The sequence below is a fragment of the Azohydromonas aeria genome (genome assembly GCF_009760915.1).
In the GTDB taxonomy this organism is placed as follows: domain Bacteria; phylum Pseudomonadota; class Gammaproteobacteria; order Burkholderiales; family Burkholderiaceae_C; genus Azohydromonas; species Azohydromonas aeria.
The window spans coordinates 1-17,559 of sequence record NZ_VIDQ01000109.1 but is presented as its reverse complement, the minus strand read 5'-3'; the positions used below and the strand labels follow the sequence as shown (position 1 = coordinate 17,559).

General features: G+C 73.3%; 13 protein-coding genes and 1 rRNA gene. 4 read left to right on the top strand and 10 right to left on the bottom strand.

Features of this window, described 5'->3' with window-relative positions:
• A 5S ribosomal RNA gene (gene rrf, locus FJ694_RS33190) occupies positions 1–107 on the top strand; the annotation flags it as partial.
• A gap of 349 nt (positions 108–456) precedes the next feature.
• Here rrf and galK read toward each other — a convergent pair.
• Positions 457–1,578 (bottom strand): galactokinase, encoded by a 1,122-nt coding sequence (gene galK, locus FJ694_RS33185; RefSeq protein ID WP_157271804.1) that lies wholly within the window; start codon positions 1,576–1,578, stop codon positions 457–459.
• 58 nt (positions 1,579–1,636) lie between these two features.
• Complete coding sequence (locus tag FJ694_RS33180; RefSeq protein ID WP_157271803.1) at positions 1,637–3,421, bottom strand: glycoside hydrolase family 2 protein; 1,785 nt, start codon at positions 3,419–3,421, stop codon at positions 1,637–1,639.
• A gap of 195 nt (positions 3,422–3,616) precedes the next feature.
• Here FJ694_RS33180 and FJ694_RS33175 point away from each other — a divergent pair, with 195 nt between their 5' ends.
• From FJ694_RS33175 to FJ694_RS33165, 3 genes are all read left to right on the top strand, one after another.
• Positions 3,617–4,585 (top strand): CvpA family protein, encoded by a 969-nt coding sequence (locus FJ694_RS33175; RefSeq protein ID WP_232540336.1) that lies wholly within the window; start codon positions 3,617–3,619, stop codon positions 4,583–4,585.
• 76 nt (positions 4,586–4,661) lie between these two features.
• Positions 4,662–5,195 carry a C40 family peptidase gene (locus FJ694_RS33170; protein ID WP_157271802.1) on the top strand — a complete coding sequence of 178 codons (534 nt, stop codon included), beginning with the start codon at positions 4,662–4,664 and terminating at the stop codon, positions 5,193–5,195.
• A 391-nt stretch (positions 5,196–5,586) separates the two neighbouring features.
• Positions 5,587–6,282 carry a response regulator transcription factor gene (locus FJ694_RS33165; RefSeq protein WP_157271801.1) on the top strand — a complete coding sequence of 232 codons (696 nt, stop codon included), beginning with the start codon at positions 5,587–5,589 and terminating at the stop codon, positions 6,280–6,282.
• A 47-nt stretch (positions 6,283–6,329) separates the two neighbouring features.
• On the opposite strand, the gene FJ694_RS33160 is transcribed toward FJ694_RS33165, so the two are convergent.
• The 8 genes from FJ694_RS33160 to FJ694_RS33125 all read right to left on the bottom strand — a co-directional run.
• Entirely contained in the window at positions 6,330–7,151 is an 822-nt protein-coding gene (locus tag FJ694_RS33160) for a PilZ domain-containing protein (protein WP_157271800.1), read from the bottom strand.
• A gap of 140 nt (positions 7,152–7,291) precedes the next feature.
• Positions 7,292–8,545 carry an EAL domain-containing response regulator gene (locus FJ694_RS33155; protein ID WP_157271799.1) on the bottom strand — a complete coding sequence of 418 codons (1,254 nt, stop codon included), beginning with the start codon at positions 8,543–8,545 and terminating at the stop codon, positions 7,292–7,294.
• A complete protein-coding gene (locus FJ694_RS33150) occupies positions 8,545–8,928 on the bottom strand; it encodes a response regulator (protein ID WP_157271798.1) in 384 nt (127 codons plus the stop codon). The genes FJ694_RS33155 and FJ694_RS33150 overlap by 1 nt, the downstream gene beginning before the upstream one ends.
• Positions 8,925–9,896, bottom strand: coding sequence for a sensor histidine kinase (locus FJ694_RS33145; RefSeq protein WP_157271797.1), 972 nt, complete (start codon positions 9,894–9,896; stop codon positions 8,925–8,927). The genes FJ694_RS33150 and FJ694_RS33145 overlap by 4 nt, the downstream gene beginning before the upstream one ends.
• Positions 9,896–10,813 carry an LruC domain-containing protein gene (locus tag FJ694_RS33140; RefSeq protein WP_157271796.1) on the bottom strand — a complete coding sequence of 306 codons (918 nt, stop codon included), beginning with the start codon at positions 10,811–10,813 and terminating at the stop codon, positions 9,896–9,898. Before FJ694_RS33140 ends, FJ694_RS33145 begins: the two co-directional genes overlap by 1 nt.
• Before the next feature lie 144 nt (positions 10,814–10,957).
• Complete coding sequence (locus FJ694_RS33135; protein ID WP_157271795.1) at positions 10,958–13,642, bottom strand: SpoIIE family protein phosphatase; 2,685 nt, start codon at positions 13,640–13,642, stop codon at positions 10,958–10,960.
• Positions 13,643–13,998: 356 nt separating this feature from the next.
• Positions 13,999–16,281, bottom strand: coding sequence for a response regulator (locus FJ694_RS33130; protein ID WP_232540335.1), 2,283 nt, complete (start codon positions 16,279–16,281; stop codon positions 13,999–14,001).
• A partial coding sequence (locus FJ694_RS33125) for a response regulator (RefSeq protein WP_157271794.1) occupies positions 16,272–17,559 on the bottom strand: 1,288 nt, incomplete at its 5' end. The genes FJ694_RS33125 and FJ694_RS33130, both read right to left, overlap by 10 nt.

Below are 17,559 nucleotides of genomic sequence, written 5' to 3'. Positions count from 1 at the left end.
GACCATAGCGAGGTGGTCCCACCCCTTCCCATCCCGAACAGGACCGTGAAACACCTCAGCGCCGATGATAGTGCGGATTCCCGTGTGAAAGTAGGACATCGTCAGGCTAATATCCCGGCAAACGCCCTGACCAATTACATGGTCGGGGCGTTTTGCTTTGGGGCGTTCGAAATGCATACCGGAGTTGCGGCATAGGCGCGCCGGTTGACAGGCCGTGAGAAGAAATGTCGTCATTCCGGCGAAAGCCGGAATCCACGAATGCCGCAGCGCCTCGCTGGCCGGCGCGGGCACGTGCTGGCGGCGCCCGTTCCACCGTATCGGTGCGCGTGGATTCCGGCTTTCGCCGGAATGACGGATCGAGGGACGCGGCATCGCGGCTGTCGGGACGCCAAAATAATCTCTCCAACGAGCGCCACTGGACCCCATGCCAGCCGTCCACCCCCACCAGGGCGATGTTCAACCGCCGCTGTTCGCGTCCTGCGCCAGTTCAGGCACCAGCGCCCGCCCCTTGCCGCCCCCTGCCGCGTACTCGCGCAGCACCGCGCGCGCCACGTCCTCGGCCGCGTCCTGGTGGCACAGCGCCACCACGGCGCCGCCCCAGCCGGCGCCGGTCATGCGCGCGCCCCACACGGCCGGTTGCCGCTGCAGCAGGTCCACCAGGCGGTCCACTTCGGGCACCGACACCTCGTAGTCGTCGCGCAGGCTGGCATGCGAGGCGTTCATGAGCGTGCCGAAGCCGGCGGCGTCGCAGCCCGCGGCGGCCGAGAGCACGCGCTGGTTCTCGCTGACCACGTGGCGCGCCCGCTTGCGCAAGGTCTCGTCGGCCAGCTGCTCCACGGCGGAGAGGTACTCCACGTCGCGCAGCGCCGGCACGCCCAGCGCCGCGGCCGCCGCCTCGCACTCGGCGCGGCGCTGGTTGTAGCCGCTGGTGGCCAGCGAGCGGGCCACGCCCGAGTCCATGACCAGGACGGAGCTGCCCTCCGGCAGGGCGACGAGCTGGCGGCGCAGCGTGCGCGTGTCCAGGAACAGGGCGCTGCGCGTGTCGGCCAGGCTCGACGCCATCTGGTCCATGATCCCGCAGCGCACCCCGGCATGCTCGACCTCCGCGCGCTGCGCCACCTGCGCGATGCGCACGTCGTCGAGCTGCTCCTGCGCCTCCAGCAGCTCGCGCAGCGCGCGCAGCACCGCCACCTCCAGCGCGGCGCTGGAGGACAGGCCCACGCCGATGGGCACGTCCGACACCACGAAGATGTCCAGCGCCGGCACCTGCAGCCCCTCCTGCGCCGCCTCGATCAGCGTGCCGCTGACGTAGAGCGCGAAGGGATTGCCCTCGTCCTCGGCCGCGTCGGTGCCCGGCGCGAACTCCACCGTGCGCCCGTAGGCCGCGGCATGCACGCGCGTGGCGCCGCCACCGTTGCGCCGCATCGCCACGCGCGTGCTCTGCGGTATGGCGCAGGGCAGCACGAAGCCGTCGTTGTAGTCGGTGTGCTCGCCCAGCAGGTTGACGCGGCCCGGGGCGCGGGCGTAGACCTCCGGCCGGCTGCCGAAGACGTCCTGGAAGGTGGGAGTGGTGCTCATGGGGTGGACCTCGCGGACGCCGGCCGCGCACGGGCCGCTGGGGAAGGCTGCGGCGCGCTCACACCACGCCCGGGATGTGCGTCGCCGACACCCGCGTGGCCGCGGCGATGCGCTCGATGGGGATCTTGGGCGTGCGGTCGGCCATCAGGAGCCCGTTGGCCTCCTGGAAGGTGTCGGCGAACTGGGTGTAGCAGAAGCCGCTGAACAGCGCCGTGTGGATGATGGTGTGCAGCAGCCCCTCGTACTGCTGCGCGAAGGTCTCCTCGTCCATCGCCGAGCTGTAGCCCCAGGTGCTCTTCACGCCGGGCTCGGGCGTCTTGATGTAGCGGATGCCGCCGAACTCGGTGAGCATGATCGGCTGGCCGCGGTGCGGGTAGCCGTCGAGGGTGAGGATGCGCCCGCCCGGGCGGCGCCGGTCGAAGAGCTGATCGGTCTTGGTCTCGCCGCCGTAGCGCTGCTTGATGTGCTGCAGGTTGGCGTCGTAGTCGTGGATGCCGATGATGTCGGTCGCGCTCGACTCCCAGCCGTCGTTGCCGATCACGGGCCGGGTGGCGTCGAGCGTCTTGGTCAGGTGGTAGAGCGCCTCCACCGCATGGCGGTGCTCGCGGATGGCGGTCAGGTCGGGCACGCCCCAGCTCTCGTTGAAGGGCACCCAGACGATGACGCAGGGGTGGCTGTAGTCGCGGTCGATGGCTTCCGTCCACTCGCGGATGAGCCGCTTGATGGCGGTGCGCGTGAAGCGGTAGGGCGAGGGCATCTCCTCCCACACCAGCAGCCCCAGGCGGTCGGCCCAGTACAGGTAGCGCGGGTCCTCGATCTTCTGGTGCTTGCGCACGCCGTTGAAGCCCATGGCCTTGGCCAGCTCGACGTCCTTGCGCAGCGCGTCGTCATTGGGCGCGGCCAGCATGGTGTCGGGCCAGTAGCCCTGGTCGAGCACCATGCGCAGCGTGTAGGGCCTGCCGTTGAGCATGAAACGGTCGCGCAGGATCGTGACCGAGCGCAGCGCGGTGTAGGAGGTGAACTCGTCGAGCACCGTCTCGCCGTCGAGCAGCCGGATGCGCGCGTCGATGAGCGTGGGCCGCTCCGGGCTCCACAGCAGCTCGTTGCGGTAGTCGTCGATGCCGGGGTCGGAGAACACGACGATGCGGTCCACCTCGTGCTGCACGACGCGGTAGCGGTCGCGCGCGAGCAGCCGCTCGCCGTGGCGCATTTCGACCTCGACGGAGAGGCTGTCTTCGAGCTGGTCGCCGACGATGCGGGCCTCGAAGCCGATCATGTAGCCCTCGACCTTCGGGGTCCAGCGGATCTTGTCGACGTAGATGCGGCCCACCCGCTCGATCCACACCGTCTGCCAGATGCCGGTGGTGCGCGGGTACCAGATCGAGTGCGGCTCCAGCTGCCAGTCCTGCTTGCCGCGCGGCTTGGTCAGCTCGTGCGGGTCGTCGATGGCCTGCACCGTGATGCGCTGGCGGCCGTCGGCCGCCAGCAGCCGCGTGATGTCGGCCGAGAACGGCGTGTGCCCGCCCTCGTGCGTGACCGCCAGCCGGCCGTTGACCCAGACCCGGGCCTGGTAGTCCACCGCGCCGAAGCGCAGGATGACGCGGTCCTTGCCGGGCGGGATGTCCACCTCGCGCTCGTACCAGCAGCTCTTGTGAAACCCGCGGTCGGCCACGCCGCTGGCGGCGGCCTCGGGCGGGAAGGGCACCGTGATCTGCAGCGGCCACTCGCCGATGTCGGCCGGCGAGTGGTAGCGCCCGTCATCGTCCCAGCAGAAGCGCCAGGGGCCGTTGAGGGACTGCCATTGGGGGCGCTGCAGTTGCGGTCGGGGATAGCCGAAATCCACGTGCCGTTCTCCGTCTTGTCAGGGCATTCGATCGGGCCGTCCGGCGTGTCGCAGGCGGCGGCGGGGCACCGGGCGCGGCAAGCGTTGTGCCCGTGCGACGCTGCGCGAGGCGCCGCCGCCGCCGGCCATGGGCGGCCTGGGCACGGCGGCTGCCAGCGCCGCGCAAGCCTTGCCGCAGCCGCGGCTCCCCCTGCCATGCCCATGCTCAATGAACTGAACTACGTCGATGCGCTGCTGGCCGCGCTGGTGCTGCTGGCCGCCTGGGGCGGCTGGCGCCGCGGCTTCCTGGTGGCGACGCTGGAGCTGCTGAGCCTGGCCGCGGCGCTGCTGGCGGCGCTGTGGGGCTACGCGCGCGCGGCCGTGCCGCTGCAGCCGCACCTGGACGACGCCTGGGCGCGGCCGGTGGCCTTCCTGGTCATCTTCCTGCTGGTGCGCATCGTGCTGGGCCGGCTGCTGCTGGCCGGCGCCCGGCGGCTGCCGCAACCGGTGCATGCGCACCGAGCCAATCGCGCGCTGGGCCTGCTGCCGGGCGCGGCCAGCGGGCTGATCGACGCCACGCTGGCGGTGATGCTGTTGCTGGCGCTGCCGCTGTCCGACAACTTGAGCAACGCCACGCGCGACAGCCGCCTGGCGCAGCGCCTGGCGCCGGCCGTGCAGTGGGTGGAGGCGCGGCTGCTGCCCATCTTCGACGAGGCCGCGGGCCGCACCTTCAACCTGCTCACGGTGCGGCCGGAGTCGGGCGAGACCATCCAGCTGTCCTACACCGTCCAGGACCCGCGCCCGCGCCCGGAGCTGGAGGCGCGCATGCTGGAGCTGATCAACCGGGAGCGGGAGAAGGAGGGGTTGAAGCCGCTGCGCGCCGACCCCGAGGCGGCCGAGGTGGCGCGGCTGCACTCGCGCGACATGTTCGCCCGCGGCTACTTCTCGCACGTCGCGCCCGAAGGCGCCGACCCCTTCGACCGCATGCGCCGCGGCGGCGTGCGCTTCCTGCTCGCGGGCGAGAACCTGGCGCTGGCGCCGACGCTGGACCTGGCGCACCGCGGGCTGATGAACTCGCCTGGGCACCGCGCCAACATCCTGCGCCCGGGCTTCGGGCGCGTGGGCATCGGCATCCTCGACGGCGGCCGGCGCGGGCTCATGGTCACGCAGAACTTCAGGAACTGAGGCCGTGGCGGTCGGGCGACGGGCACGCGCGCCGACGGTTGCCGCGCCCGGGGTGCCTTCAGGACAATGCCGCGCCATGCGAGCCAGCCGTCGTCGTCTCCTGCCCCTCCTGGCCGCGCCGGCCGTGCTGCCGCTGCTGCTCCAGGGCTGTGCCACGGCGCCCGCGCCGCGCCCGGCCACGCCGAACGCGCCGGCGCCACGGCCGCTGCTCACGTCGCCGGGCATCTCGCGCCTGAGCGAGGAGCAGGGGCGCGACGCCACCGTGTACGCGCTGGGACTGGTCGGCACGCCTTACCGCTGGGGCGGCAACACGCCGGAGTCGGGCTTCGACTGCAGCGGGCTCATCGCCCACGTCTACCGGCACGCCGCCGGCGTCGCCTCGCCGCGCTCCACCGCCGAGCTGCAGGGCTGGGGCGGCGACGTGCCGGTGCAGTCGCTGCGCAGCGGCGACCTGGTGCTCTTCGGCGCCTCGCGACGCGTCACGCACGCCGGCATCTTCGTCGGCAACGACCGCTTCGTGCACGCGCCGTCCACGGGCGGTCAGGTGCGGCTGGAGCGCATGAGCGCGCCGTACTGGTCGCAGCGGCTGCTGGCGGTACGCCGGCCCTGAACCCGCCGCACGCCGGGCCGGCCGGCCCGCGAAACAACATACTCGATTCAACCGGGACAGTCCCGTACCAGATCGGTGACGTGACGACCGGCGCAGCGGCCCCACCGACCCGCTCACCTCACTGATCCGCCTGTCGCCACCTCTCGTGCCCTTCAACCGGCGCTGCCGCGACCACGCACAGCCCAAGCATCACCAACACCTGGGTTGGCCGGGAGCTTCGTGTATGTAGTTTGTCGCTTGATCCATCTCAATCGGCTACCGCGTCACGCCACCGTCCGCCGGCCAGGACGCCAAACCCGTCACGCCCGGGCCTTTTCATGTGCCGAAACGCGCTAAGCAGGTGGCTATGCTGAGCCGATAACCCGGTTGGGAAAACAAGACGACACCAGTCATGCACATCGCCATCGCAGAAGACGACCTCGACCAGCAGGACCTGCTGCGCCTGTGGCTTGAAGGCGCGCAGCACAGCGTGGCCACCCACGCCACGGTCGCAAGCTATCTCGACGCGCTCAAGCACGAGCGCTTCGACATGCTGCTCATCGACTGGATGCTGCCCGACGGCACCGGCGCGGACCTGCTGCAGTGGGCGCGCGGCAACCTGGGCTGGGAGACGCCGATCCTGGTGCTGACCGCGCGCGACGACGAGGAGACGGTGGTGCAGGCGCTGCAGGCCGGCGCCGACGACTACGTGGTCAAGCCGCCCAAGCATGCCGAGCTGCTCGCGCGCGTGGCCGCGCTGGGCCGGCGCGTGCGCTCCAACGGGCTGCCGGTGCTGCGCCTGGGCGCTTTCGAGATCGACATCCAGCGCCAGCGCCTGTCGCTCGACGGCGAGCCGGTGGTGCTGACGCAGAAGGAGTTCGACCTGAGCGCCTACCTGTTCCAGAACCCCGGCAAGCTGCTCTCGCGCGACCACCTGCTCAACAAGATCTGGGGCCTCAACGCCGAGGTGGACACCCGCACCGTGGACACCCACGTCAGCCGCCTGCGCAAGAAGCTCGGCCTCGACGGCAGCCGCGGCTGGAAGCTCGTGCCGGTGTACGGCGTGGGCTACCGCTTCGAGCGCACCGAGGTGCCCGCCGCCGCCTGAAGCCGCGGCCCCGGCGCCAGCGCCGGCAGCGGCGCCGTGTCGGCCGGTCAGTCGTCCAGGTGCGCGTTGGCCATCGCCGCCTGCGCGGCGGCGATCCAGCGCCGCAGGAAGCGCGACTCCTGCGCGCCGATGCGCTCGAAGTGCGCTCCGACCGTCCACTGCGCCTCGCCGTGCCTGCGGCAGTACACCACCTTCATTTCCGGCACGACGATCACCATGTCGTCCAGCCGCAGCGACACGTCGCGGTAGATCGTGCCCGACGGCACGCCCGGCCCGGCCATCTCGAAGGCCACGCCTTCCTCGCTGAGGTTGCGCAGCCGCAGCACGCGGTTGTCGTCCTTGCCCTCGGTCGCGTCGCCGTCGGCTTCGCCCCCGCCCCCGGCACCGCCGCGCCGGTCCTGGCTGCCGGCCGGCAGCGCCAGCTCGGCGTGGAACTGGTGGCCGTTGAGCCCCGTGACCCGGAAGTGCCGCCGCGACTGCACCAGGATCATCTGCGCCGGCAGCGGCGCGCGCAGCCGGCCCTGGCCGCGGTAGGCCACCGGGTGCAGCGAGAACATCAGCACGCCCTGCTCGGAGCAGGCGGTGACGTTGAGCGTCTCGGGCATCTCCTGCGGCCACGGCTGCTGGCCCTGCAGCAGCCGCAGCGCCAGGCCGCCCGTCTCGGCTTCGCCCAGCAGCCGCGCCGCGTGGTCGAAGGCCGCGTCCTCGCTTTGCAGCGACACCGAGCCGCCAGCCTTGGCCAGCCGATGCAGCATGCGCTGCACCGCCGCCTCGCCGCGGAGGGTCGTCTCGTCCACCGTGCGCACGGGCACCTCCGGCGTCGGCTCCCAGAGGCGGCGCAAGGCGGTCCAGACGGCACTGGTGTTCATGGCGGCGAATCCTCAACAACTGGTTACCCATTGAAAGGATAACAAGTGATAAGGCCGCCGCACCCCGCGTCGCATCAAGCCGACGCGGCGTTTGCCGACTTCGCCACAACCGGGGCCCGCCCGGCCTGCCCGTGCAGGCTTCAGGCCGCGGCCGGCAGCCCCTCCAGGGGCAGCTGCAGCGAGTCGAGCCCGCGCAGCCACTCGCGCATGCGCTCCATCGACATCGGCCGCTCCAGCAGGTAGCCCTGCACCTCGGTGCAGCCGGCTGCGCGCACCGCGGCCAGCTCGCTCGAAGTTTCGACGCCCTCGGCCACCACGCGCAGGCCGAGCCCGCGCGCCATGCGGGCGCAGGCGTCCACGATCACGCGCTTGCCGGCGTCGGCCTCGATGCCGGCGACGAAGGAGCGGTCGATCTTGAGCTCCGAGAACGGCAGCTGCGACAGCTGCAGCAGGCTGGAGTAGGCGGTGCCGAAATCGTCGATGGACAGGTTGAAGCCCAGCAGCCGGATGCGCGAGGCGTTCTCGATCACGGTGGGCTGGTCGGCCGCGGCGTCGCTCTCGGTGATCTCGATGGTCATCCAGCTCGGGTCCAGGCCGCTGCGCTGCACGGCCTCTTCCAGGGCGCTGCAGAACGACGGGCTGGACAGCGAGTGCAGCGAGGCGTTGATGGAGCCGCTCAGCGGCATGCCTTCCTCCAGGCACTGCACGATGAACTCGCAGGTGCGGCGCACCAGCACCAGCGTGGCTTCCTCCAGCAGCCCGTGGCGCTTGAGCGCGGGCACCAGACGGTCGGGCATGAGCAGCGTGCCGTCGGCCGCGAGGCCGCGCATGAGCGCCTCCACGCCCACGACCTCGCGGCTGTCCAGGCGCAGCTGCGGCTGCAGGAAGCCCTGGATGCGGTCCTCGTCGAGCATGGCGCGCAGCTCGGCCTCGGTGAGCTCGGCCGGCTGCTCGCGCACCTGCGCCGGCACCTGGCGCCGGTACTCGCGCAGCGCCTCGGCCACCTGCCGCGGCGCCACGGGGCGCTCGGCGAAGCCCGCCACCGCCAGCTTGCAGGCCGCGGCCATCGCCACCGCGCTCTTGATCACGGAGCGCTGCTGGCGGCTGGTGAAGAACAGGGCCGGCGCGCGCGTGTCGCCGGCGAGCAGCCGCATCAGCCGGAAGGCGTCGCCGTCCTCGTAGCGCAGCCCGCACACCAGCACGTCCGGCGGGGCGCTCTCGCAGTGCAGGTGCAGCAGCAGCAGCTGCGTGTGCGTCAGGCGCAGCTCCACCTGCCAGCCTTGCGACAGCAGCTCGCCCTCGATCTGGGCTGCATGCGCCGCATCGTTGATGAGCAGCCAGGCGCGGCCCAGGGAAATTTGCGGCGCGGTCATGGATACAGCGTGGTCGGACATCACAGGCTCGCCGAAGGCGCGTACTGCTGGCACAGCAGCCGCATGTCGTGGAAGGAAGTGGGCTTGAGCAGCAGGCCGTTGAAGCCGGCGGCGACGATGCGCGCCTGCTCCTCGGGCATGCCGTGGGCGGTGTAGGCGATCACGGGCAGCTCGCGCAGCCGCAGGTCCTCGCGGATGCGCCGGCACACCTCCTCGCCGCCGAGCAGCGGCATGCGCAGGTCCAGCAGCACCAGGTCGAAGCGCTCGGCGGCCAGCAGCGCCAGCGCGTGCAGCCCGTCGTCGGCCATCTGCGGCAGCCAGCCCAGGCGCCTCAGCAGCGTGGCGGCCAGCCGGCTGTTGAGTGCGTTGTCATCCACCAGGAGGGCCTTGGGTTGTTGAGTCATTGGTCGTTTCCTTGGACGCGCCCGGCTGCGCCGGGGCGCGCGCCTTCCGGCGTGGTCGTGTTTGCGTTCGCGTTCGCGTTCGGGGTCGTGTTCGCAATCCGGGTCTGAGCCTGGGCCTGGGTCCGGGCCGCGGCCGCCGGGGCGGCCAGCGGCAGCCGCAGCAGCGCGCACGTGCCCTGTCCCGGTACCGATTCGATGAGCAGCTCGCCGCCCAGCAGCGCGGTGAGCTCGCGCGCCAGCGGCAGGCCCAGGCCCGGCCCCTGCGCGCGGTGCACGTAGTCGGCGGCTGCGGCGCCGGCCGCCGGCGGCGAGCGCAGCGCGCCCAGCTGCGCGGCCGACATGCCGATGCCGCTGTCGCGCACTTCGATGCGCACGCCCACGGCCTCGGGCTCGGCATCGAGCGCCAGGCTCACGCCGCCGCGCTCGGTGAACTTCAGCGCGTTGGTCAGCAGGTGGTTGAGCACCTGCGCCAGCCGCGAGCGGTCCGTCACCAGCGTGGCGTCGCACGCCCGCGGGGCGATGTCCAGCCGCAGCGCCAGGGCCCGCGCCTCGGCCGTGGCGCGGTGCATGGCCGTGATCTCGTGCAGCAGCGCGGGCAGCGCCACCGTCTCCAGCTGCAGCCCCAGCCGCCCGGCCTCGATGCGTGCCAGGTCCAGCAGCGTGCCCAGCAGCGCATGCAGCTGCTCGGCGCTGTGGTGCACGATGCCGCCGAACTCGCGCGCTTCCGGGTCGGTGGAGGTGTCGCGGATGAGCTCGGCGTAGCCCAGGATGCCGTTGAGCGGGGTGCGCAGCTCGTGCGACATGGTGCGCAGGAAACGGGTGCGGGTCTCGTCGGCGGCCTGCGCCCGCTGCTCGCTCTCGCGCAGTCGCTGCCGCAGCGCCTGCTCGCGCCCCAGCGCGCGCGCCAGCGCCAGCAGCGCCACTAGCAGCGCCAGCGCCAGCACCGCCATGCCGACCAGGCCGTCCATCACCAGCTCCAGTCGGCGCTGGACTGGGCGCGCGTACGCCCGGCCAGCGGCTCGCGCCACCAGTCGCGGGCATCCAGCCCCTCGGTGGCGGCGAAGCGCGGCAGCAGCGGGTAGGCCAGCGCCAGGTCCATGCGCTCCAGCGGCGGCGCCCACCCTTCGGGCACCATCAGCGCCAGCGGCAGTCCGCCGTCGCTGCGGTCGTTCACGCGCAGCTCCCGGCCGCTGGCCAGCAGTTTCAGCCACGGCTCGCCCGCGCCCACGGTGTGCAGGCTCACCGCCGGGTCGAAGCGCACCGTGAAGCTGGCCTTGGGCCCGCGCACGAAGGCGTCGGCCCCCGAGGTGTTGACCGGAGCGCCGGCATCGGCGCCGGGCGCCGGGAACGCCGCGCGCGTGTCGCGGAAGGCGGTCCAGCGCAGCCGGCCGTAGCCGGCCGTGATGGCGCAGGGCAGGGGCTGCCCGGCCGGGGTGACGGTGCTGCACTCGGCCGTGGCGGCGGCGCCCGGCGGCAGCCGCAGGTCCAGCGTCCAGTCGTGGCCGGCATCGCTGCCGCGCGCCACGATGAAGGCCTGGCCCTCGATGCGGTCGATCCGCCCGTCGGCATCCAGGCCGAGCCGGTACTGGTAGGCGACGACCAGGTCGTTGAGGTCGTAATCACCGGGCTGCGGCGCGCTGTCCTCGTAGGCGGCCATGAAGAAGCCCGCCCCCGGCTGCGGCAGCCACTCCGCCGGCGCGCGGCCCGCGGCCCGCGGCGCGGCCTGGTCCGCCGCCACCGGCGCGGCCGCGGCAGCCGGCACCAGCGCGGCGGCTTCGGGCCCGAGGCCGGCGTCGCGGTCGCTGCTGCAGCCGCCCAGCGCGGCCGCCAGGGCCAGCGCGGCGAGCAGCGCGCCACCGGGGCGCAGAACTTGCGGGTACGTCATGGAGAGTCCGGTCCAAAGGGAGCGGCGGCATGCCGCTCCAATGGGACGAACTCTAAAAATCCAGATGTAAAAGGTCGTTGCAGGACTGTGTCGCCGTCCCGCGCGCCCGTGCCCCTGCCCGGGCGGTGCGGCGCGCCGGCAGCTTCAGTCCGCGCGCGGCGAGCGCCGGTGCGTCAGCCGCACGGTGTTGACGCCGTTGCGGTGCAGGTGCTCCACGCTGTCGCTGGCCGAATGCATGATGAACATGCCGAAGCCGCCCTCGGGGTAGTCGTCGAGCTCGCCCAGCGCCACGGGCCCGGGCGCCTCGAAGGCCTCGCCCAGGTGCACCATCTCCACCACCATGGCCGTGTCGTCGATGGCCACCACCAGCTCCACCGGCGCGTCGTCGGGCCGGCCCTGGCCATGGCGCACGACGTTGGTGAAGGCCTCCACGCAGGCCACCACGAACAGCGCGCGCTCGTCCTCGGCCAGGCCGGCCTGGCGCGCGCGGTACTCGACCAGGCCGCGCACGTCGTAGATCGCCTCCAGCCGCGCCGGCAGCTCGCGCCGGCTGCGCAGCGGCTGGCTCAGCGAGCGCATGGCCAGCGCCAGCGTCACGTCGTCCTTGAACTCCGCGCCCATGTCCTGCAGCCGCCGCCGCAGCAGGTGCAGCAGCGCCGCGGGCGTGGGCACGTATTGCAGCAGCTCCGCCACCAGCGCCAGGATCTGCTCGCGCCCCATGCGGCTGCCGTCGGGCAGCAGCGCGTCCACCGCGCCGTCGCTGCACATGAACAGCGACTCCTCGGGGCCCAGCTGCAGCGTGTCCTGCTGGAAGCTGTCCTCGTCGAGCACGCCCAGCGGCGGGTGCTGGTTGGCCAGCACCCGGCGCGAGCCGTCGGGCGTCAGCAGCACCGGCTCCTCGTGTCCGCAGCCCACCCACGTCAGCGTGCCCGCGCGTGTGTCGATGCGCAGGTGGCACAGCGTCACGAAGGCTTCGAGCTGCTGCAGGTTGGGCGTGAGCGCGCGGCTGACCGCGCCCATGATCTGCGCCGGCGAGGGCAGCTCGTCGCGGTGCTCCGGCGTGGCCATGAGCTCGGCCACGCAGCGGCTGATCTGCATCTTGGTGGCCGCGCCGATGAGCGCCGCGCTCACGCCCTTGCCCATGACGTCGCCCACGACGATGTCGATGCCGCGGTTGCCCAGCGGAAGGAACTCGACGAAGTCGCCGTCGATGCCCTGCGAGGCCTGGTTGAAGGTGCTCAGCCACAGGCCCGGCAGCCGCTGGTCGGGGCGCTGCACCAGCAGCGTCTGCTGGATGCGCGCGCCGATGCGCAGCTCGCGCTGGCGCGCGCGCTCGAGCTCGCGCAGCGCCAGGCGCCGCGCCGAGACGTCCTCGACGATGCCCAGCATGAAAGCCGGCCGTCCGTCGGCCGCGCGCGCCAGCGAGGCGTTCAGGCGCACCCACACGTAGCGGCCGTCCTTGCGCCGGTAGCGCTTTTCCTGCGTCACGCTGCCGAGCTCGCCGCTGAACAGCCGCCCGGTGGCCTTCTCGCTGCTGGGCTGGTCGTCGGGATGGATGAGCGTGCGCGCATCCAGCGCCAGCAGCTCGGCCTCGGAGTAGCCCAGCAGCGCGCACAGCGCGGCATTGACGCGCAGCAGCCGCCCCTCGGGGCTGCGCTCGAGCATGCCCACGGCCGCCTGCTCGAACGTGGCGCGAAACCGCTCCTGGTTGCGCGCGTTCTCCTCGTGCGCGGCCTGCAGCTGCTTCTGAGCGATGCGCTCGCGGCGCATGCCCCGGTCGGCCACCAGGCCCAGCACGGCCAGCAGCAGGCACATCGCCGAGGCCGCGGCGCCGATGGCGCTGCTGCGCTCCAGCCAGCGCTGGCGCAGCGGCGCCCAGGGCCGCTCCACCACCGCCACCAGCGGCCACTGGCCCGAGGCGCGGTAGGCGCCCACGACCTCGGCGCCCTGGCTGCCCTCGCCGATGTAGCTGCCCAGCTCGGGCTGCGGCCGTCCCGGCAGGAACGGCGGCAGGTGCGCGAGCAACTCTCCCGGCGGCAGCCCGGCCTCGGCGGTGCCGGCGCTCAGCAGCCGGCCCTGCGGGTCCGTCACCAGCGCGCGCAGCGGCGCGCCGGCCACGGCCAGGTCGTGCCCGGTGGCGAAGTGGTCGGCATCGAGCAGCGCCACCAGCCACAGCTCGCGCCCGCTCTCGCCGCGCACCCGGTGCACCAGCGGCAGCCCCACCGCGCCCAGCGTGGGCCGCGGCTGCGCCGCCGAGAGGTCGCCCAGGTCGCGCACCGCCAGCAGCGGGCCCAGCCACTCGCGGGCCGCGTCGGGCGTGTCGGTGCGCAGCAGCAGCTGCGGCTCGATGCGCCGGCCCACGTCGCCGGGCGTGGAGCTGCCCACGATGCGGCCCTGCACGTCCAGCACCGAGAGGCCGCGCAGCGCGTGCTGGCCGGCGAGCTGCTCGACCAGCAGCCGCGACAGCGCGCGCTCCTGCGCATCGGGCCCGCGCAGCAGCGGCGACTCCGCCAGCACCCGCAGCAGCCCGGCCACGCCGGCCAGGGTGCGCGTGGCATGGCTTTCGACCACGCGGGCCTGGAGTTCGGCCTGCGCCATGGCGGCGTGGCGCATCTCGTTGCGCTCGTGCAGCGACAGCCCCAGCGCCATGCCTACCAGCAGCATGCACAGCAGCCACACCGCCGCGCGCAGCTGGCGCCGCCGCGCGCGCAGCATGCGCGCCGAGGCATCCCAGGGCGCCGCGTCGGCGTCGCCGTCACCCGCCAGGGCCCAGCGATCCGGCACCGCGCCGGCATCGGCGGGCCGCGGCCCGGCGCCCTCGGCGGACAAGGGAGCGGGCTTCGGGGAAGTGTCGGGCGATGCCACCGCGCGGCTACCGGCCAGGCCCCGGCACGGCGCCTTGCGGCGCCACGGTGGACGGCGAGGCCGCGCTGGACGGCGGCAGGGGCAGCAGAGGCGGCAGCGCGCGGGCGCCTGGGGATCGGTACGGCTTCATGGACGGCGGGGCCGGGAATGCGCCGCGCACGATGGCGCGGGCGGCGGCAGGCAACTGCGTAACATAGCCCAGCCGCGGCGGCATCGGCCCGCACGCGGGCCGCGGCAGGGCGCCGTTGCCTGTGCAAATGTCACGCGCCCCGGCGCCTGGACGCGTGCCGGCACCGGGCCACGCCGTGGCGCCACCCGCATCACTCGCCGCGGCGCAGGCTGCCGGCGTCCTCCGGCGCCTGGCGCTCCTGGCGCTCCTGCAGCCACTGCGCGATCAGCCCCGCCAGCGCCGTGATGTCCGCCGGCTTGACCAGGTGGTGGTCGAAGCCGGCGGCGCGCGCCTGCTGCTGGTCGGACTTGTGGCCGTAGCCCGTGAGCGCGATCACCAGCGCGCGCTGCGTGGCCGCAAGCGTGCGCAGGTGGCGCACCACCTCGAAGCCGTCCATGCCCGGCAGCCCGATGTCGAGCAGCACCACGTCGGGCTCGAAGGCCTTGGCTCGCTCCAGCGCCTGCGGCCCGCTGTGCGCGGTCTCCACGCTGTGGCCCTCCATGCGCAGGAACATCGCCACCGTGTCGGCGGCGTCCACGTTGTCGTCCACCACCAGCACGCGGCACACGGCCGCGGCCGGCGCCGCGCCGGGGTCGGCCTGCGCCGGCAGCGCCGGCGCGTTCATCTCGGTCAGGCAGGGCAGCCGCACCACGAACTCCGAGCCGTGCCCGGGCCCGGCGCTGCGCGCCTCCACCGTGCCGTGGTGCAGCTGCACCAGGCGCTGCACCAGCGTCAGCCCCACGCCCAGGCCGCCCTGGCTGCGGTCGAGCGAGCGCTGGCCCTGCTCGAACAGGTCGAACACGTTGGGCAGCAGCGCCGGCTCGATGCCCACGCCGTTGTCGCGCACGCTCACCAGCGCCTGGCCCGGCCGCAGCTGCAGCGACACCTCCACCAGCCCGCCTTCAGGCGTGTACTTGGCGGCGTTGTTGAGCAGGTTGGCCACCACCTGCGACAGCCGCGCGAAGTCGCCGCGCAGCCACACCGGCGCGCCCGGCAGCTGCGTATGCAGGCGGTGGCGGCGCGCGTCGAGCATCGGCCGCGCCGTCTCGATGCCGTGCGCCACCACGGCCAGCAGGTCGATGGTGGCGACCTGCAGGCTGATCTTGCCCTGGCTGATGCGCGCCACGTCGAGCAGCTCCTCCACCAGCGCCGTCATGTGCCGGACCTGGCGGTCCATCACGTCGGTGGCCCAGGCCAGCCGGGGCTGCCCCGGCGGGGCCACGCGGCGCACCACCTCCACGGCGTTGCGGATCGGCGCCAGCGGGTTGCGCAGCTCATGCGAGAGCATGGCCAGGAACTCGTCCTTGCGCCGGTTCAGCGCCATGAGCTGCTCCTGCGCATGGCGCCGCTCCTCGATCTCGGACTGCAGCGAGCGGTACAGCCGCGTGTTCTCGAAGGCCAGCGCCGCGCGCTCGCACAGCGAGCGCAGCAGCTCGCGGTCCTGCGGCGCGGCCACGTAGAGGGCGCCCAGCACGCGCTGGGCATGCAGCATCGGCACGACCACGCCCGCGGGCAGCGCATGCGCCCGGGCGTCGCGCCCCTCGTCGATCGCCTCGCAGGGGTCGATGTCCAGGCTCTGCGCCTGGCCCGTGTCCAGCGCCCGCGCGAAGGCCTCGCACACCGCCGGCGCCATCTCCCGCAGCGCGTGCTGCCCGAACTCGACGGGCTCGCCGGCGCGGTCGCCGCGTCCCACCAGCAGCGGCGCCACCGCGTCCGGCGCGTCGGGCTGCAGCAGCAGCGCGGCGCAGGGACTCAGTGCCGGCACCACCAGCGCCAGCAGCCCGCGCATGGCCACCCCGGCGTCGAGCGAGGCACTGAGCACGGCGCTGACCTGCGACAGGAAGCCCGAGCGCCAGGTGGCGCGCTCGGCGGCGGCGCGCGCGGCCTCGGCCGCGGCCAGCGCCACGCGCTGGTCGGCCTGGCGGCGCACGCGGCGCTGCATCACGTGCAGGTCCACGAACACCTGCACCTTCGAGCGCAGCACCGCCGGCACCACCGGCGACATGATGTAGTCCACGGCGCCGAGCTCGTAGCCGCGGTGCGTCTGCACCTCGTCGGCATAAGCCGTGACGAAGATGATGGGCGTGTGCGCCGCGCGCTTGTACTGGCGGATCAGCCGCGCCGTCTCCAGCCCGTCCATGTCGGGCATGTTCACGTCCAGCAGGATCACCGCGAACTCGCGGCGCAGCACCTCGCGCAGCGCCTCGGCGCCGGAGTGCGCCGATACCAGCTCCTGGCCCAGGTCCTCCAGCACGGCGCGGAACACCAGGTGCTTTTCCGGCAGGTCATCGACCAGCAGGATGCTGGCGCGCTCGGGTGCGTCCTCGGCCTCGGCCTCGGCGCCGGCGTGCTCGCCCTGGAACGCCGCGGCCGGGCCGGGCGGGGGCCGTTGCGGCGGTTGCGGCGGTTGCGGCGGCATCGGTGTCAGGGGCATAGCCACCCCTTGAGCACGCTCAGCAGGTGCTCCGGGTCCACGGGCTTGGACAGGTAGTCCCAGGCGCCGGCCTCGATGCACTTCTGGCGGTCGCCCTTCATGGCCTTGGCCGTCACGGCCACCATCGGCAGCTCGCGCCCGCGCGGCAGCTGGCGGATGTGCTGCATGGTGGCCAGCCCGTCCATCTCCGGCATCATGATGTCCATCAGCACGATGTCGATGCCGGGGTCGGCCTGCACCATGCGGATGGCCTCGCGCCCGTTGTCGGCCGAGACGATCTCCATGCCGTGGTCGTCGAGCACCGTGGCCAGCGCAAAGATGTTGCGCATGTCGTCATCGACGATCAGCGCCTTGCGCCCGCGCAGCGAGCGACGCGCCTGCGCCACCGCCTCCACCGCCCGCGCCTCGGCCTCGGACATCTCGGCGGCGTTGCGGAACAGCGCCAGCGAGGCCAGCCCCAGCAGCGCCTGCGGCGTCTGCGCCACCTGCAGGCTGAAGCCCCCGCGCTGGCGCAGCCAGGCGCTGTCCTCGCCGGCGCCGCCGGGCGCCCACAGCAGCACCGGCAGCTGCAGCGCCAGCGGGTGCGATTCCAGCGCCTCGCGCACGTCCTCGGGCCGCACGCCGCCCAGCCGCGCGTCGATCACCAGCGCGTCCGCCTCGTGGAGTCGTGCCCGCACCGAGCCGGCATCGTCGGCGAACAGGATCTCCACGCCGCTCGTGAAGCCTTCGGCCAGCGCGCGCCGGGCCTCGCCCTCGGCCAGCGCCGCCAGCAGCCGCCGCACCGGGCGCTGTGCGAACTCGTGCAGCCGCGCGAAGGCCGCGTCGAGCACGTCGCGCGAGGACAGCGGCTTGCCGATGAAGCGCACCGCGCCGCTGGAGAGCGCCTGCTCGCGCGCGTCGTCGGTGGAGATCACGCACACGGGCAGGTGGCGCGTGCGCGCGTCGGCCTGCAGCCGCTGCAGGATGCGCCAGCCCGGCATGTCGGGCAGGTGGATGTCCAGCGTCACCAGCGAGGGCCGGTACTCGGTGGCCAGGCTCAGCGCGCCGGCGCCAGTGGTCGCCACCAGGCCCTTGAAGCCGGCCTGCCGCGCCGACTCCAGCATCAGCCGCGCGAAGCCCAGGTCGTTCTCCACGATCAGCAGCACCGCCTCGCCGGCCATGAGCCCGTGGCGGTCGTCGTCGGCCACGTTCTCGAAGGTGTCGGGCTCGGCCGGTGCCGGCGCCGGCAGCGCCGGCATGGGCGGGCGCGGCGAGGGCGGCGGCGGCGCCAGCGCCGCG

Excerpts from the sequence above, each read along its gene's own strand:
- galK (WP_157271804.1), bottom strand. The coding sequence starts at position 1,578 with ATGAGCACCACTCCCACCTTCCAGGACGTCTTCGGCAGCCGGCCGGAG.
- FJ694_RS33175 (WP_232540336.1), top strand. The coding sequence starts at position 3,617 with ATGCCCATGCTCAATGAACTGAACTACGTCGATGCGCTGCTGGCCGCG.
- FJ694_RS33170 (WP_157271802.1), top strand. The coding sequence starts at position 4,662 with ATGCGAGCCAGCCGTCGTCGTCTCCTGCCCCTCCTGGCCGCGCCGGCC.
- FJ694_RS33165 (WP_157271801.1), top strand. The coding sequence starts at position 5,587 with ATGCACATCGCCATCGCAGAAGACGACCTCGACCAGCAGGACCTGCTG.
- FJ694_RS33160 (WP_157271800.1), bottom strand. The coding sequence starts at position 7,151 with ATGAACACCAGTGCCGTCTGGACCGCCTTGCGCCGCCTCTGGGAGCCG.
- FJ694_RS33155 (WP_157271799.1), bottom strand. The coding sequence starts at position 8,545 with ATGTCCGACCACGCTGTATCCATGACCGCGCCGCAAATTTCCCTGGGC.
- FJ694_RS33150 (WP_157271798.1), bottom strand. The coding sequence starts at position 8,928 with ATGACTCAACAACCCAAGGCCCTCCTGGTGGATGACAACGCACTCAAC.
- FJ694_RS33145 (WP_157271797.1), bottom strand. The coding sequence starts at position 9,896 with ATGGACGGCCTGGTCGGCATGGCGGTGCTGGCGCTGGCGCTGCTAGTG.
- FJ694_RS33140 (WP_157271796.1), bottom strand. The coding sequence starts at position 10,813 with ATGACGTACCCGCAAGTTCTGCGCCCCGGTGGCGCGCTGCTCGCCGCG.
- FJ694_RS33130 (WP_232540335.1), bottom strand. The coding sequence starts at position 16,281 with ATGCCCCTGACACCGATGCCGCCGCAACCGCCGCAACCGCCGCAACGG.